This window comes from Pseudomonas sp. ASL7, assembly GCF_056680375.1.
This window is the reverse complement of sequence record NZ_CM155279.1, coordinates 5,040,280-5,055,823: the sequence shown is the minus strand read 5'-3', so window position 1 is coordinate 5,055,823 and position 15,544 is coordinate 5,040,280. Positions and strand designations below refer to the sequence as shown.

Below are 15,544 nucleotides of genomic sequence, written 5' to 3'. Positions count from 1 at the left end.
ACTGTGGGAGCGAGCCTGCTCGCGAAGGGGCCATCGCATTCCACATCAATGCTAAATAAAACACCGCTTTCGCCAACAAGCCCGCTCCCACACTTAGTACTCCGTGCACCGCCGCAATGCACCGTGAACCGCAATCGCGCACGGCAACTGATCAGAAAACTCACCTGAGTTCGCAATCGAACCCCTATCGAAAAAACACGAAAGCCCCGTAATACGGGGCTTTCGGCGTTTAGAAGCGACTTATTGTTTCAACCTGTTAAAACCTGGCACGCCCCCTGCAATAGTCCATTCAGTGATTCAGTTCACTACCCAGTTTCGGGGGCCTTGGTACAGGCAGGCCGGGGATTCCCCTCTTTACACCGGGCTCACACCGCATAAGCGACGAGCCCACCCCGTTTTGGGGCCCTTGATACAGGCAGGTCAGGGGTTCCTTCTTTACACCGGGCTCACGACGCCATGCGCGAGCCCTCCCGTTTTGGGAACCTTGGTACAGGCAGGCCGGGGATTCCCTCTTTTATTGCTCTCGGAGATGGATCTCCAGCCGCCAGCGGTCATCGACCTCGCTACCGGCCCACTCGCCTTGCAGTGGCCGGGCCGCTACTACCGTCAGCAACAACCCCCCATCACTCAAACGTACGCTCCAGTTCACGCCCTTGTCGTTGAGCTTGAGCTGACCTTTCTGCGCCTTGCCTTGCGCCTCGAACAACAGCGCGACAGTGCCGTCGACGATCTCGCCGTGGGTCTTGGGTTCGTTGTTGAACCACACCACCAGGCCATCGCTTGTCACGTCGACCTGCTGCAATTCGCTGGGGTCAGGCGTGGTCAGGCGACCGATCATCAACCCCACCATCATGCCGACAATCGCCAGCGAACCGATCACCCGCGGGAATAGTCTCGAACGCGGGTCGACTGGCGGCGTAGAATGCCCGTCATCTCTACCTTCGGAGCCGTGCATGTTTCACGTCATCCTTTTTCAACCAGAAATTCCGCCGAATACCGGCAACGTTATCAGGCTGTGCGCCAACAGTGGCTGCCACCTGCATTTGATCGAGCCGCTGGGCTTCGAGATGGACGACAAGCGTCTGCGCCGGGCCGGCCTCGATTACCACGAGTACGCCACCCTGCAACGCCACGCCGACCTCGCCAGCTGCCTGGAAAGCCTGGGTCATCCTCGACTGTTCGCCTTCACCACCAAGGGTTCGCGACCGTTCCACGACGCCAGTTTCGCCGAGGGCGATGCGTTCCTGTTCGGCCCGGAAAGCCGAGGGCTTCCGGCGGAAGTGCTCGATGCCTTGCCCGGCGAACAACGCCTGCGCCTGCCGATGCGCGAAGGTTGCCGTAGCCTGAACCTGTCGAACACCGTCGCCGTCGCGGTGTACGAAGGCTGGCGTCAGCTCGGCTTCAAATAACACGCCATAACAAATGTGGGAGCGAGCCTGCTCGCGAAAGCGGTGTGTCAGGCGACATTGATGTCATCTGACACTCCCTATTCGCGAGCAGGCTCGCTCCCACATTGAATTGCTTCAGCGCTTGGAACCGCTTACTGAACGGTCTGAGTCTCGCCAGCCGCCTGCATGCGTTGCAGTTCTTGTGCGTACAGCGCGTCGAAGTTCACCGGGGCCAGCATCAGGGCCGGGAACGAACCACGGGTAACCAGGCTGTCCAGGGCTTCGCGAGCGTACGGGAACAGGATGTTCGGGCAGAACGCGCCGAGGGTGTGGCTCATCGAAGCATCGTCCAGGTTCTTGATCAGGAAGATCCCGGCCTGTTGCACTTCAGCGATGAACGCCACTTCGTCACCGTTTTTCACGGTCACGGACAAGGTCAGCACGACTTCGTGGAAGTCGCCTTCCAGAGCCTTTTGACGGGTATTCAGATCCAGACCGACGCTCGGTTCCCATTGCTGGCGGAAGATCGCCGGGCTTTTCGGGGCTTCGAAGGACAAGTCACGTACGTAGATGCGCTGCAAGGAGAATTGCGGTGCGGTTTCTTCTTCGCTAGCTGCAGTGTTCTGTTGGTCAGTCATCTCAGATCCTTTCTGATCTTGGGGTCTTATAGGGAATGCATCAGGCCTTGAGCAGCGCGTCGAGCTTGCCGGCGCGGTCAAGGGCAAACAAATCATCACAACCACCCACGTGGGTGCTGCCGATCCAGATCTGCGGCACGGACGTACGTCCGGCTTTCTGAGCCATGGCGGCGCGCACCTGCGGCTTGCCATCGACCTTGATCTCTTCGAAGGCTACGCCTTTGTTCTCGAGCAAATACTTGGCTCGCGAGCAATAAGGGCAGTAATCGCTGGAATAGACGACGACGTTACTCATATCACTTCACCAGCGGCAGGTTGTCGCCTTTCCAGCTGGAGATCCCGCCGGAAAGCTTCGCGGCGGTGAAGCCGGATTTCATCAGTTCGCGGGCATGAGTGCCGGCAGTCTGGCCCATGGCGTCGACCAGAATGATGGTCTTGGCCTTGTGCTTCTCCAGTTCGCCGACGCGAGCGGTCAGTTTGTCGTGAGGAATGTTCAACGCGCCAACGATGTGGCCGGCGGCGAAGTCCTTGGTCGAGCGAATGTCGACCACTACGCCCTCTTCCTTGTTGACCATCCCGGTCAGTTCACCGGTGCTCAGGCTGCGGCCGCCGCCTTGCATCTGATAAGCGATCAGCAACGCCAGCAGTACGACGAAGATAGCGACGAGCAGATAGTGGTTAGTGGCAAATTCAATCAGGTGAGCAGCCATCGAAGGAGGTTCCAGGGCGTTAAAATGTCGGCCAGTATACACAGCCACTATGGTGGGCCAAACCCCGTCCGGCGGTGACGTGGCCGGAACTTCGCTTTAAACTGCCACTCCCTTTTCCATCGCCCCCTTTTAACTCAGCCACGAGTGGAATCCATGACTACCACGCCAAAACCTTTGGTCCTGATTATTCTCGACGGCTTCGGTCACAGTGACAGCCCTGAATCCAACGCCGTATTTGCGGCCAAGAAGCCCGTACTGGACCGCTTGTGGGCTACTGTGCCGAACGGCCTGATCTCGGGCAGCGGCATGGACGTCGGCCTGCCGGACGGCCAAATGGGCAACTCCGAAGTCGGCCACATGAACCTTGGTGCCGGCCGCGTGGTGTATCAGGACTTCACGCGTGTGACCAAATCGATCCGCGACGGCGAGTTCTTCGAAAACCCCACTATCTGCGCCGCTGTGGATAAAGCCGTTGCTGCCGGCAAAGCCGTACACTTCATGGGCCTGCTGTCCGATGGCGGCGTTCACAGCCACCAGGACCACCTGGTCGCCATGGCCGAACTGGCCTACAAGCGCGGTGCCGAGAAAATCTACCTGCACGCCTTCCTCGATGGCCGCGACACGCCGCCGAAAAGTGCGCAGTCGTCCATCGAATTGCTCGACGCGGCCTTCCAGGCCCTCGGCAAAGGCCGGATCGCCAGTATCATCGGCCGTTACTTCGCTATGGACCGTGACAACCGTTGGGACCGCGTGTCCCAGGCCTACAACCTGATTGTCGATGGCAAAGGCGAATTCCACGCCGCCACTGCGCAGGAAGGCCTGCAAGCCGCTTACGAACGTGGCGAGAGCGACGAGTTCGTCAAAGCCACGTCCATTGGCGAGCCGGTGAAAGTCGAAGACGGCGACGCCGTGGTGTTCATGAACTTCCGCGCCGACCGTGCGCGTGAACTGACCCGCGTCTTTGTCGAGAACGATTTCAAGGAATTCGAACGTGCTCGCCAGCCGAAACTGGCCGGCTTCGTCATGCTGACTCAATACGCCGCCAGCATTCCCGCGCCCTCGGCGTTCGCAGCCGGCAGCCTGGAAAACGTGCTGGGCGATTACCTGGCGAAAAACGGCAAAACCCAGCTACGCATCGCCGAAACCGAGAAATACGCCCACGTCACCTTCTTCTTCTCTGGCGGTCGTGAAGAACCGTTCCCGGGCGAAGAGCGCATCCTGATCCCGTCGCCACAAGTCGCCACCTATGACTTGCAGCCCGAGATGAGCGCCCCGGAAGTGACCGACCGCATCGTCGACGCCATCGAACACCAGCGTTACGACGTGATCGTCGTTAACTACGCCAACGGCGACATGGTCGGCCACAGCGGTGTGTTCGACGCAGCGGTGAAAGCCGTTGAATGCCTGGACCTGTGCGTCGGCCGCATCGTCGATGCACTGGAAAAAGTCGGCGGCGAAGCCCTGATCACCGCCGACCACGGCAATGTCGAGCAAATGTCCGACGCCTCCACCGGCCAAGCCCACACCGCCCACACGACCGAGCCGGTGCCGTTCATTTATGTCGGCAAGCGTGACCTCAAGGTGCGTGATGGCGGCGTGCTGGCGGATGTTGCGCCGACCATGCTGAAGCTGCTGGGCCTTGAGAAACCGGCCGAGATGACAGGCACTTCGATATTGGTGTAATCAGTCTTACAAACGCCGCAAAACCCTGTGGGAGCGAGCCTGCTCGCGATAGCAATCTGACACCAACCTGTTTGTTGAATGGACTGATGCAATCGCGAGCAGGCTCGCTCCCACACTGGTTTGCGGCGTTTTTTCGTCCAGTTATCACACAACCCCAATTGGGCGTTTTTTTTGCGGCGCATGGCGGGCATACTAGGCCGTCCCTTTCCCTGGTGTCGCCCGCCTTTATGCTTCGCGTCCTGATAGCCCTTGCTCTGACTTGCCTGCTCCAACCGGCCTTTGCTGACGAGCGCGCGCAAACCCAACAACAGTTGGACGCCACGCGTCAGGATATTGCCGAGCTGAAGAAACTGCTGGGCAAGCTGCAACAAGAAAAGTCCGGCGTGCAGAAAGACCTTAAAGGCACCGAGACCGAGATGGGCAAGCTCGAGAAGCAGGTCGACGCCCTGCAAAAAGAGCTGAAGAAAAGCGAATCCGAGCTGCAGCGACTCGATACCGAGAAAAAAAAACTCCAGAGCGCGCGCATTGAACAGCAACGACTGATCGCCATTCAGGCCCGTGCGGCCTATCAGAACGGCCGTCAGGAGTATTTGAAGCTGTTGCTTAACCAGCAAAACCCGGAAAAATTCGCCCGCACCCTCACTTATTACGACTACCTGAGCCAGGCCCGCCTGGAGCAGCTGAAGAACTTCAACGAAACCCTGCGCCAACTGGCCAATGTCGAAAAAGACATCGCCCTGCAGCAGGCCCAATTGCTGGTGCAAAAAAGCAGCCTCGACAGCCAGCGCGACGAACTCGACAAAGTCCGCCAGGAGCGCCAGCAAGTTCTGGCCAAGCTGAATGAAGACGTGAAGGCTCGCGATCAGAAACTGGCCGTTCGCGAGCAGGATCAGGCAGACCTGTCTAAAGTCCTTAAAACCATTGAAGAAACCTTGGCCCGCCAGGCCCGTGAGGCAGAAGAAGCGCGACAAAAAGCGCTGATCGCCCAGCAGGAAGCTGAAAAAAAGCGTTTACGTGAGGCTCAGGCTGAAGCAGACGCTGCCACTGACGCCCCACGCAAACCCGCTAAACCGACACCCGGCGCGCTGGTTTCAAGTTCAGGCGAGACCTTTGGCGGCCCGTTTGCTTCAACCCGGGGAAAACTTCCGTGGCCCGTTGATGGTCGACTGCTGGCACGCTTTGGCGAAACCCGAGGCGACGACGCCCGCACCAAGTGGGACGGCGTGATGATCAGCGCGGCGGCAGGCAGTCAGGTGCATGCCGTACATGGCGGTCGCGTGGTGTTTGCCGACTGGTTGCGCGGTGCCGGACTGCTGGTGATTCTCGACCACGGCAACGGTTTTTTGAGTCTGTATGGTCACAACCAGACGCTGCTCAAGTCTGCGGGTGACGTGGTAAAAGCCGGTGAGTCCATCTCCACTGTCGGCAACAGTGGCGGGCAGGACACACCAGCGCTGTATTTCGCTATTCGTCAGCAGGGTCACCCGAGTGATCCGGCGCAATGGTGCCGCGCGCAGGGATAGGCGTTGAGTCACCTACATTAGGAGTTCGTTCGACATGCTGCATTTGTCTCGCCTTACCTCGCTGGCCCTGACGATCGCCCTGGTGATCGGCGCGCCTCTGGCGTTTGCCGCTCAACCGGCCCCGGCTGTCGCGCCTGCGGGCACCGCCGCGACCACCAAGGCGCCGTTGCCTCTGGAAGAGTTGCGCACCTTTGCCGAGGTCATGGACCGGATCAAGGCCGCCTATGTCGAACCGGTAGACGACAAGACCCTGCTGGAAAACGCCATCAAGGGCATGCTCAGCAACCTCGACCCGCACTCCGCCTACCTGGGCCCGGAAGACTTCGCCGAGTTGCAGGAGAGCACCAGCGGCGAGTTTGGCGGCCTGGGCATCGAAGTGGGCGCCGAAGACGGTTTCATCAAGGTGGTTTCGCCGATCGATGACACCCCGGCCTCCAAAGCGGGCATCCAGGCGGGCGACTTCATCGTCAAAATCAATGGCCAACCGACTCGCGGCCAAAGCATGACCGAAGCCGTCGACAAAATGCGCGGCAAGATCGGCCAGAAAATCACCCTGACCCTGGTACGCGATGGCGGCACGCCGTTCGACGTAACACTGGCCCGCGCCGTCATTCAAGTGAAGAGCGTGAAGGCCCAGCTGCTGGAGTCGGGTTACGCCTACATCCGGATCACCCAGTTCCAGGTCAAGACCGGCGAAGAGGTCTCCAAGGCCCTGGCCAAGCTGCGCAAGGAAAACGGCAAGAAACTCAAAGGTATCATCCTCGACCTGCGTAACAACCCCGGCGGCGTGCTGCAAGCGGCGGTGGAAGTGGTTGACGACTTCATCACCAAGGGCTTGATCGTCTACACCAAGGGCCGCATCGCCAACTCCGAACTGCGCTTCTCTGCCACCGGCAAAGACGAAAGCGAGGGCGTGCCAATGGTCGTTCTGATCAACGGCGGCAGCGCCTCGGCCTCGGAAATTGTCGCGGGTGCCTTGCAGGATCAAAAACGCGCAGTGGTCATGGGCACTACCAGTTTCGGCAAAGGCTCGGTGCAAACCGTGTTGCCGTTGAACAACGACCGCGCATTGAAGATCACCACGGCGCTGTACTTCACGCCGAACGGCCGCTCGATTCAGGCACAGGGCATCGTCCCGGACATCGAAGTGCGCAAGGCCAAGATCACCAGCGAACAGGACGGCGAGTACTTCAAGGAAGCCGATCTGCAAGGTCACTTGGGCAATGGCAACGGCGGCGCCGACAAACCGACCGGTTCCAGCGGCAAGGCCAAACCGATGCCACAGGATGATGATTACCAATTGGCCCAGGCGCTGAGTCTGCTCAAAGGGCTGAGCATCACCTCCGGCCGCTGAGATGCCTCTGCGGTTGATCCTCGGCCTGCTGTGCTGTCTGGCGGGTGTTGCTCATGCAGCGCCCGTCGCGACGGCGCCTCCAAAGGCCTATCTAAGTCTGATCATCGATGATCTGGGGCAGGACCTGCCCCGGGATCGCCGCGTGCTGGCCTTGCCCGGCCCGGTAACCACAGCGATCATGCCCGACACGCCCCACGCCAGTGAATTCGCCCGCGAAGCCCATCGCGCCGGCAAGATTGTCATCCTGCACATGCCCATGGACCCGGCCACCGGGCCATTTGCCTGGCATCCCGACTTGCCCATCGATGAATTGGAAAAACGCCTGAACGCGGCGTTCAAGGCCGTGCCCTTTACGGCGGGCATCAACAATCACATGGGCAGCCGCATGACCGCTCAGCCGGCCGCCATGACCTGGCTGATGGCGGACTTGCAGCGCCGGAACAAGTTCTTCGTCGACAGCCGCACCAGCGCGCAGACAGTCGCGGCGGCCGAGGCGCAGAAAATTGGGTTGGCAAGCGTTTCGCGGGATGTGTTTCTCGATGATGAGCGCACTGAAGCGGCGATCTTCACTCAGCTGCAGACGGCGATAAACCTGGCACACAAGCAGGGTTCAGCCGTGATGATCGGGCATCCGTATCCGCAGACGCTGGCCGTTCTCGAGCGGGAACTGCCCAAGCTCAAAGCGCAGGGAATCGACTGGATCGATATCAAAATGATGATCAGCGTGCGCGGCAATCGCGCAACGGCTGCACACGGCAAGGATGGGCAGTATCGCCTCCCGGCCCCGCGATAATTGATCCCCCCTCCAATCCGTCGTTCGATAACTATGTATGTCTCTTGGTAGTCAGCGCCGTGCCACGCTGGGGCACACCTGAATTTCATCACCAAGGAATGGACATGAAATGCTTCAGCTACGTTTACCTGACCGCCCTCATCAGCCTTCTGCCAAATACCGCCGCACACGCCCGTGACCTCGGAGAAGGTGCCGCCAACGGCTCAATGTCGAGAGCCCTGCAAAACAGCGAACGCACTTACGAACTCTGGAGCGGCATCGGACGGCTCACTCTTCAATCGGGAGAACGCTGCACTGCCGTTCTCCTCAACACGCGAAACAGACAAGGCCTGGCCACCGGTCCTGCTTACCTGCTCACCAGTGGGCATTGCGTACTGTTCGAGTTCGGTTCTTCACGGACCGATCTGCCCATGGAGGCAAGCGTAACCTTCCACTACTTTCATGACACGCCCCAGCGCCATCGCCGTTACGCAGTACGCAGCGCCAGGTGGAGCAGCCTGGTGGGGACTGATCTGGCAGTGCTTGAAGTGGACGCCACGCTGGCCTCGCTGATTCAAGCCGGGATCAATCCGCTCAAGCTGGCGTCCCATCTAACCCGAGAGAGTCATGATGTACTCAACGTGGGCGCGCCTGGCGGCTTCAGTGAAAACGGACTTCGATTAAGCGTTTGCGATGAACAAACCGCCGGAACGTTTATTGACCATCCTGGCGTGTTTCCCCTGGCCATGAGAAACCGTTGCGATCTTTACGCAGGCGGTTCCGGCAGCCCGATGCTGGACCGACGCACCAATGCAATCACCGGCATCGTCAGTAAAGTTGAAGCTTCCCGTCACACGCCTACAGCTTCCGGTTGCGAACGCTCGTCCTCGTGCCAAGCGGCACGTTTCAACTACAGCTACTCCGTCAACTTCCTGCATCACTGTTTCATCGATGGCATCTTTACCAGCAATGGCGCGGACTGCTCCCTGGAAACGGTCAACTTGACCGTGATGGAACCCTGGAATATCAAGTCATACGTTTATAGAGCGCACGGTGCGACCGGACAAATAGAGTTGCCCAGGTGGGACTTCAGGTTTTCCCTCGAGACGCCCTATTATCGATTCAAAATTGTTCGTGACGCCGAAGACTGCAAGACACCCGCTCAATACAGCGAAGCCATCAGCACTGAAGATGCCTATATCAACACGCCAATCGGGCCACATAACGGCGTGCATGCACTCTGTGTGATCGGCGTTCGCGCGGCGGATCAAGGCCTGACACGGGCAACATTGAATAACGCATTCACCATGGCCGTGTCCTTAAGCGCGACTCCGAACAGTTCGCCACAGGCAATGCCAAGATCAATACCTACAGATACCGCCCCATGATCTCGTCGACCACACCTTCCTTGCGCAACTGATCCAGCGCAGCCTGCAACTTGGTGACGATTTCGTCCGGCACCTCCTTGTTCAGCGCCAGGTACAACTCGGCGCTGTTGAAACGAAGCACCGTTTTGAGCCCGGTGATCCCGTCCTGGCGCGCCAGATAGCGCCCGGCCGGGTCGCCGGTAGCCCACAGATCAATCTGCCCGCTCACCAGCTTCTTCGCGTTATCTTGATCGCGTAGCACAACGACGGGGCTGAGACCCTGCTTGGCCAATGTCTCGGCAATCGCATCGCCCTTGTACGCGCCGATCTTGTATTTGCGCGCATCGTCCAGGGTTTCCAGATTGATCTTGCTATCCGCCTTGGCCAGCATGATCCAATCGTCCGGGCCGATAGGGCCGACCCACTTGAACAGATTCTCGCGGTCCGGCAGCCGCGCCATCACGAATACGCCGTAACCGGGTTTCTCGAGGGCGATTTTGTAGATCCGCTCCCAAGGAAAACGCAGCGTCAGGCTGTAGGTGATTTCGGCGCGCTTGAACATCTCGCGGACGATGTCGACGGCAATGCCGTTGATGTTCTCGTCCTGAGCGAAGTTTTTGCCGTTCTTTGCCATGTTGTACGGAGGGAAGTTTTCCGTCAGCAACACCAGGTCGGGGCCGGGGTTTTCTGCAGCATGCGCCCCATTGATGAGCAATAGAGAAACGCTGGCAAGGACAAGAAAAAGGCGTTTGAGCATGTCTGGCTACCGAAATCCATGGCGTACCCAAGAGTGCCTTGAGCCCGCCATGATGTCCACTGGCCTGTATCGTTTGTGAAACGCTGTACGAAAACTCGCCGAGCGGCGATCAGGCGGGCCCGCCTTCCAACACCGCATGAGCGTCGCGAAGGCAGTTTTCGCAGACGCCTAACGCATCACGATGCCGCGATGCGCCATGTAGGCCTTGGCTTCCTGCACGGTGTATTCGCCGAAGTGGAAAATACTCGCCGCCAATACCGCGCTGGCGTGGCCTTCGAGAATGCCATCGGCCAAGTGCTGCAAATTGCCCACACCGCCGGAAGCAATCACCGGAATACCCAAAGCATCGCTGATGGCGCGGGTAACACCCAGGTCGAAGCCGTTTTTCATGCCGTCCTGGTCCATGCTGGTCAGCAGGATTTCACCGGCACCGAGGCCTTCCATCTTCTTCGCCCATTCAACGGCGTCGAGCCCCGTCGGCTTGCGACCACCGTGAGTGAAAATTTCCCAGCGCGGGGTTTCGCCCGGCAGTGAAACTTTCTTCGCGTCGATAGCGACGACGATGCACTGCGAACCGAAATGTTGCGCCGCTTCGCCAACGAATTCCGGGTTGAACACGGCTGCGGTGTTGATCGATACCTTGTCCGCGCCGGCATTCAGCAAGTTGCGAATGTCCTGCACGGTGCGCACGCCACCGCCCACGGTCAGCGGGATGAACACCTGGCTGGCCATGCGCTCGACGGTGTGCAGCGTGGTGTCGCGGCCGTCGACGCTGGCGGTGATGTCGAGAAAGGTAATCTCGTCGGCGCCCTGCTCGTCGTAACGACGGGCGATTTCCACCGGGTCGCCGGCGTCACGAATGTTCTCGAACTTCACACCTTTAACGACCCGGCCGTTATCCACGTCCAGGCAAGGGATGATGCGTTTGGCCAGCGCCATGGTCAGTCCTCAGCCTTTGTACGAATCGCAGAAAGCTTGCGCTTCAGCGACGTCGAGGGTGCCTTCATAGATCGCCCGGCCGGTGATCGCGCCGATGATGCCTGGCGCCTTGGCGTCGAGCAGCGACTTGATGTCACCGAGGTTGTGAATACCGCCGGAAGCGATCACCGGAATCTTCGTCGCGGCGGCCAGAGCAGCGGTAAACGGTACGTTGCAGCCTTGCATCATGCCGTCTTTGGCGATGTCGGTATAAACGATCGCGGACACGCCGTCGGCTTCGAATTGCCTGGCCAGGTCGATCACCTGAATGGTGCTGATTTCAGCCCAGCCGTCGGTGGCAACGAATCCATCCTTGGCGTCCAGGCCGACAATAACCTTGCCCGGGAACGCGCGGCAGGCTTCAGCAACGAAGGCCGGATCTTTCACCGCTTTGGTACCGATGATCACGTAGCTCACGCCCGCCTTCACGTAGTGCTCGATGGTTTCCAGCGAGCGAATACCGCCACCGATCTGGATCGGCAGGTTCGGGTAGCGTTTGGCGATGGCCGTGACGACTTCGCCATTGACTGGCTGGCCTTCGAAGGCGCCATTCAGGTCGACCAGATGCAGACGACGGCAACCGCCCTCCACCCACTTGGCAGCCATGCTCACCGGGTCATCGGAGAACACTGTGGAATCTTCCATGCGGCCCTGGCGCAGACGAACACAGGCACCGTCTTTGAGATCGATAGCGGGAATAATCAGCATCTGGCAAACCTTCAAATTCGAGTGTTCAGCTTCGCTCGGAAATCAGTTTTTCTCGAGCGCCCACAAGTCGCTTTCGATGCTTTCGAACCTTTCTTTAAGGTGCGTCTGCACATCGAAAATCGCCCTGTTGTAATAGTGCGGCGCAATTTCACGGGTAAACAGCTCAAGGATTTCGGCCGCTTCGAACGAACCCAGGTCCAGTTCGAAGCGGTCTTCCATGAAGCGTTTGATCTTGTGATTGGCCTCGTTCTCCTGTTCGGGAGTGAGGGTCAGGATCGGCGGCTTCTTCTTGACGGCCATTTACCAGCGACCATCCCACGCCGCGAAGTTCTGCAGCAATTGCAGGCCATGGGTATGGCTTTTCTCCGGGTGGAATTGCACGGCGAAACGCGAGCCATCGGCCAGCGCCGCGGCAAAATCAACACCGTAGTGACCGCCACCCACCACCTGCCGGGCGTTGCCGGCCGCGATGTAGTAGCTGTGCACGAAATAGAAACGCGCCAGGTCCGGAATGTTGTGCCAGAGCGGGTGACTCACCATCTGCTTCACTTCGTTCCAGCCCATGTGCGGGACTTTCAGGTGTTCGCCGTCTTCATGCAGGTCTTTGCCGAAGAACTTCACCGCACCCGGAAACAGGCCGATGCAGTCGACGCCGTCGTTCTCTTCACTGCTGTCGAGCAAGGCTTGCATGCCCACGCAGATGCCGAGGAACGGGCGGTCCTGGCTGACTTCACGTACCAGCGAATCGAAGCCCAGGCGACGAATTTCCGCCATGCAGTCGCGAATCGCGCCGACGCCGGGGAAAACCACCCGGTCGGCTTCGCGAATCACGTCCGCATCGCTGGTGATCAAGACCTTGCCGGCACCGACGTGCTCAAGGGCCTTGGCCACCGAGTGCAGGTTGCCCATGCCGTAATCGATAACCGCGACCGTCTGCATTACAGAACGCCTTTGGTCGATGGCATCTGACCGGCCATGCGGTCATCGAGCTCTACCGCCATGCGCAGTGCACGGCCGAAAGCCTTGAACACGGTCTCGATCTGGTGGTGGGTGTTGTGCCCACGCAGATTGTCGATGTGCAAGCTCACGTTGGCGTGATTGACGAAGCCCTGGAAAAACTCCTGGAACAGGTCAACGTCAAAACCGCCGACGGTGGCGCGGGTGTAAGGAACATGCATCTGCAGGCCAGGACGGCCGGAGAAGTCGATCACCACGCGCGACAGCGCTTCATCGAGCGGCACGTAGGCGTGGCCGTAACGACGGATGCCTTTCTTGTCGCCGATGGCTTTGGTGAAAGCTTGACCCAAGGTGATACCGACGTCTTCCACGGTGTGGTGGTCGTCGATATGCAAGTCACCCTTGCTGACAATATCCAGGTCGATCAGCCCGTGACGGGCGATCTGGTCCAGCATGTGCTCAAGAAAAGGTACACCGATATCAAATCGGGCCTTTCCGGTGCCATCCAGGTTGATCGAGGCTTTGATCTGGGTTTCCAGAGTGTCGCGCTCGACAGACGCCTTACGTTCGGCCATCACCAGCTCCGCAAAATCATTGGGCGAAAAAGGCAGCCATTATAGGGGCGCGGACGGGAAACAGAAACACGAGAGGTGATATCACTGACGGAGTGAATCCGGCGCTGTCAGCGATATACATGTCAGTACAAGCCAGATTCTGCGCCTTGAGCGGATCAAATGTAGGAGCGAGCTTGCTCGCGAAGGACGTGAGCGCAACGCGTTTGTTCAGGAAGAACGCATTATCGTTAACGTCATTCGCGAGCAAGCTCGCTCCTACAGGTTTTTTGCGTTAGTGGAACAGGACCGCCGTCTTCTGCAAGGTCACCCAAACACCCCACGCCAACGGAATACCCACCACCAGCCAGGCAGCCACCGCCAACGGCTTGGTGCCCGCCGCCGCTTTCCACTCCAGCACGGTGCTGTTGTCAGCCCCTTTATCGTGGCCCAGCGCCTGTTCGGCGGCCAGTTCAGCGTCGGTCATGAAGTACTTGTCGGCCACCGGACGCACCAGCAGGTTACAGATGAAACCCAGCACCAGCAGGCCCGCCAGGATGTACAGCGTGATGTCGTAAGCCGCTGCGCGCTCCACGCCGATGCTCAACTGATATTCGCGCAGGTAGTTCACCAACACCGGACCCAACACGCCCGCGGCTGCCCAGGCAGTCAGCAGACGGCCATGGATCGCGCCGACCATTTGTGTGCCGAACAGGTCCGCAAGATAGGCCGGAACGGTCGCAAAACCACCGCCGTACATCGACAGGATGATGCAGAACGCTGCCACGAACAGTGCAACATTGCCCAGGTGACCCAGGTTCGGGATCAGCGCATACAGTGCAAAACCCAGGGCGAAGAACACGAAATAAGTATTTTTGCGGCCCAGATAATCCGAGAACGAAGCCCAGAAAAAGCGGCCGCCGATGTTGAACAGACTCAGTAAACCGGTGAAACCGGCCGCAATCGCCGCAATCGAGGCCAGCTGCGACGCGTCCAGCTGACCGAACGTCAGGTCGTTACCGAGTAATTTACCGGCGAACACTTCCTGCAACAGTGGTGACGCCATGCCGAGGATGCCGATCCCGGCGGACACGTTCAGGCACAACACCAGCCACACCAGACGGAATTGCGGAGTCTTCCATGCCACGTTCACATGGACGTGACGGTGCGTAATCATTGCGTTCGACGCTTTTTTCGCCGGAGCGGTCCAGCCCTCAGGCTTCCATCCGGTTGGCGGAACGCGGTAGGACAACGCGCCGCCGATCATGAACACAAAGTAAATCGCGGCCATCACCAGAAAGCTCTGCCACACGCCTACGCTGTCTGCCGATGCGAAGTGGCCCATCAGCGCTGCTGCCAGTGGAGCACCCACCATCGCGCCACCCCCGAAACCCATGATCGCCATGCCGGTCGCCATGCCACGCTTGTCCGGGAACCACTTGATCAGGGTCGAGACAGGCGAGATGTACCCCAGGCCCAGGCCGATACCGCCAATGACCCCGGAACCGACCCACATCAGCCAGATCTGGTGGGTATAAATCCCCAGCGCCGAAATCAGCAGACCACCGCACCAGCACAGTGCCGATACGACACCAGCCTTGCGCGGACCGGCGTGCTCCAGCCAGCCACCCCAGATTGCGGCCGAGCAGCCAAGGAAGATGAAGAAAAGGGTGTAGATCCAGCCGAGCATCGAGATCGGCCAATCGCATTGCGACGAGAAGATTTGCGAAATGAAGCTCATGTCCGGGGCACAGGTTACAGACTTGGTGACACCCAAGGCTTTGGACAGTGGCAGCCAGAACACCGAGAAGCCGTACGCCATGCCAATGCACAGGTGGATTGCCAGCGCGGCCGGCGGTACCAGCCAACGGTTAAAACCGGGCTTGGCGATAATGCGTTCCTTGGACAGGAACGCGGGCGGGGCGGCATTGAAGCCGTCCGCCGAGATGCTCGTGGTCATTGTGTATCCCCCAATTATTAGTAGGGCTCGCCAGTCGCTCCTCATTCCCAGCCTTTATGCACGCAGGCATGACTGTTTTCTGGATGAAGCTTCATTTCCGTGCGACATCACGTCACACAAGGACGGACGAACGGGCAGAGGTTACCATTTGCACGTGACAGAAAAACCAAACTGATGTCACCTTTTGTACGTTATCTG

The 15,544-nt window shown here is 59.2% G+C and carries 17 protein-coding genes; 6 read left to right on the top strand and 11 right to left on the bottom strand.

Translation table 11 applies throughout. The features are described 5' to 3' along the window. Positions 1-514: 514 nt before the first annotated feature. On the bottom strand, positions 515-955 hold the full coding sequence (locus AC1MDT_RS23505; RefSeq protein ID WP_480419171.1) for a hypothetical protein: 441 nt from the start codon (positions 953-955) through the stop codon (positions 515-517). Between AC1MDT_RS23505 and AC1MDT_RS23500 the strand changes: the two genes are divergently transcribed. Then, complete coding sequence (locus tag AC1MDT_RS23500) at positions 954-1,409, top strand: tRNA (cytidine(34)-2'-O)-methyltransferase (protein ID WP_007949025.1); 456 nt, start codon at positions 954-956, stop codon at positions 1,407-1,409. The genes AC1MDT_RS23505 and AC1MDT_RS23500 overlap by 2 nt on opposite strands. Positions 1,410-1,540: 131 nt before the next feature. On the opposite strand, the gene secB is transcribed toward AC1MDT_RS23500, so the two are convergent. Genes secB through AC1MDT_RS23485 form a run of 3 tightly spaced genes read right to left on the bottom strand, consistent with a single transcriptional unit; the run spans position 1,541 to position 2,736 of the window. Further along, on the bottom strand, positions 1,541-2,026 hold the full coding sequence (gene secB, locus AC1MDT_RS23495; RefSeq protein WP_480419170.1) for a protein-export chaperone SecB: 486 nt from the start codon (positions 2,024-2,026) through the stop codon (positions 1,541-1,543). A 40-nt stretch (positions 2,027-2,066) separates the two neighbouring features. Beyond that, the gene (grxC, locus tag AC1MDT_RS23490; RefSeq protein WP_414908979.1) at positions 2,067-2,321 is read right to left on the bottom strand and encodes a glutaredoxin 3; all 255 of its coding nucleotides are present in this window, start codon (positions 2,319-2,321) and stop codon (positions 2,067-2,069) included. A gap of 1 nt (position 2,322) precedes the next feature. Beyond that, a complete protein-coding gene (locus AC1MDT_RS23485) occupies positions 2,323-2,736 on the bottom strand; it encodes a rhodanese-like domain-containing protein (RefSeq protein WP_480419169.1) in 414 nt (137 codons plus the stop codon). Positions 2,737-2,889: 153 nt separating this feature from the next. On the opposite strand from AC1MDT_RS23485, the gene gpmI reads away from it, so the two are divergent. The 5 genes from gpmI (at position 2,890) to AC1MDT_RS23460 (ending at position 9,456) form a co-directional block, all read left to right on the top strand. After that, positions 2,890-4,419, top strand: coding sequence for a 2,3-bisphosphoglycerate-independent phosphoglycerate mutase (gene gpmI / locus AC1MDT_RS23480; protein WP_480419168.1), 1,530 nt, complete (start codon positions 2,890-2,892; stop codon positions 4,417-4,419). 227 nt (positions 4,420-4,646) lie between these two features. After that, positions 4,647-5,942 (top strand): murein hydrolase activator EnvC family protein, encoded by a 1,296-nt coding sequence (locus AC1MDT_RS23475; RefSeq protein WP_480419167.1) that lies wholly within the window; start codon positions 4,647-4,649, stop codon positions 5,940-5,942. A 34-nt stretch (positions 5,943-5,976) separates the two neighbouring features. Continuing rightward, the gene (locus tag AC1MDT_RS23470) at positions 5,977-7,296 is read left to right on the top strand and encodes a S41 family peptidase (protein WP_480419166.1); all 1,320 of its coding nucleotides are present in this window, start codon (positions 5,977-5,979) and stop codon (positions 7,294-7,296) included. 1 nt (position 7,297) lies between these two features. Next, on the top strand, positions 7,298-8,089 hold the full coding sequence (locus AC1MDT_RS23465; RefSeq protein WP_480419165.1) for a divergent polysaccharide deacetylase family protein: 792 nt from the start codon (positions 7,298-7,300) through the stop codon (positions 8,087-8,089). Positions 8,090-8,193: 104 nt separating this feature from the next. Beyond that, positions 8,194-9,456 carry a trypsin-like peptidase domain-containing protein gene (locus AC1MDT_RS23460; protein WP_480419164.1) on the top strand — a complete coding sequence of 421 codons (1,263 nt, stop codon included), beginning with the start codon at positions 8,194-8,196 and terminating at the stop codon, positions 9,454-9,456. Here AC1MDT_RS23460 and AC1MDT_RS23455 read toward each other — a convergent pair. The 7 genes from AC1MDT_RS23455 to AC1MDT_RS23425 form a co-directional block, all read right to left on the bottom strand. Beyond that, the gene (locus AC1MDT_RS23455) at positions 9,437-10,192 is read right to left on the bottom strand and encodes a substrate-binding periplasmic protein (protein ID WP_480419163.1); all 756 of its coding nucleotides are present in this window, start codon (positions 10,190-10,192) and stop codon (positions 9,437-9,439) included. The genes AC1MDT_RS23460 and AC1MDT_RS23455 overlap by 20 nt on opposite strands. A 168-nt stretch (positions 10,193-10,360) precedes the next feature. Beyond that, positions 10,361-11,131 (bottom strand): imidazole glycerol phosphate synthase subunit HisF, encoded by a 771-nt coding sequence (gene hisF / locus AC1MDT_RS23450; RefSeq protein WP_007949037.1) that lies wholly within the window; start codon positions 11,129-11,131, stop codon positions 10,361-10,363. A 9-nt stretch (positions 11,132-11,140) separates the two neighbouring features. After that, entirely contained in the window at positions 11,141-11,878 is a 738-nt protein-coding gene (hisA, locus tag AC1MDT_RS23445; protein ID WP_008149420.1) for a 1-(5-phosphoribosyl)-5-[(5-phosphoribosylamino)methylideneamino]imidazole-4-carboxamide isomerase, read from the bottom strand. A gap of 42 nt (positions 11,879-11,920) precedes the next feature. Continuing rightward, entirely contained in the window at positions 11,921-12,178 is a 258-nt protein-coding gene (locus AC1MDT_RS23440) for a DUF2164 domain-containing protein (protein WP_008024930.1), read from the bottom strand. Then, a complete protein-coding gene (hisH, locus tag AC1MDT_RS23435; RefSeq protein WP_480419162.1) occupies positions 12,179-12,817 on the bottom strand; it encodes an imidazole glycerol phosphate synthase subunit HisH in 639 nt (212 codons plus the stop codon). Continuing rightward, positions 12,817-13,410: an imidazoleglycerol-phosphate dehydratase HisB gene (gene hisB, locus AC1MDT_RS23430; protein ID WP_129439274.1), complete on the bottom strand. Its 594-nt coding sequence runs from the start codon at positions 13,408-13,410 to the stop codon at positions 12,817-12,819. The genes hisH and hisB overlap by 1 nt, the downstream gene beginning before the upstream one ends. 271 nt (positions 13,411-13,681) lie before the next feature. Continuing rightward, entirely contained in the window at positions 13,682-15,346 is a 1,665-nt protein-coding gene (locus tag AC1MDT_RS23425; RefSeq protein WP_480419161.1) for an OFA family MFS transporter, read from the bottom strand. Between the last annotated feature and the right edge of the window lie 198 nt (positions 15,347-15,544).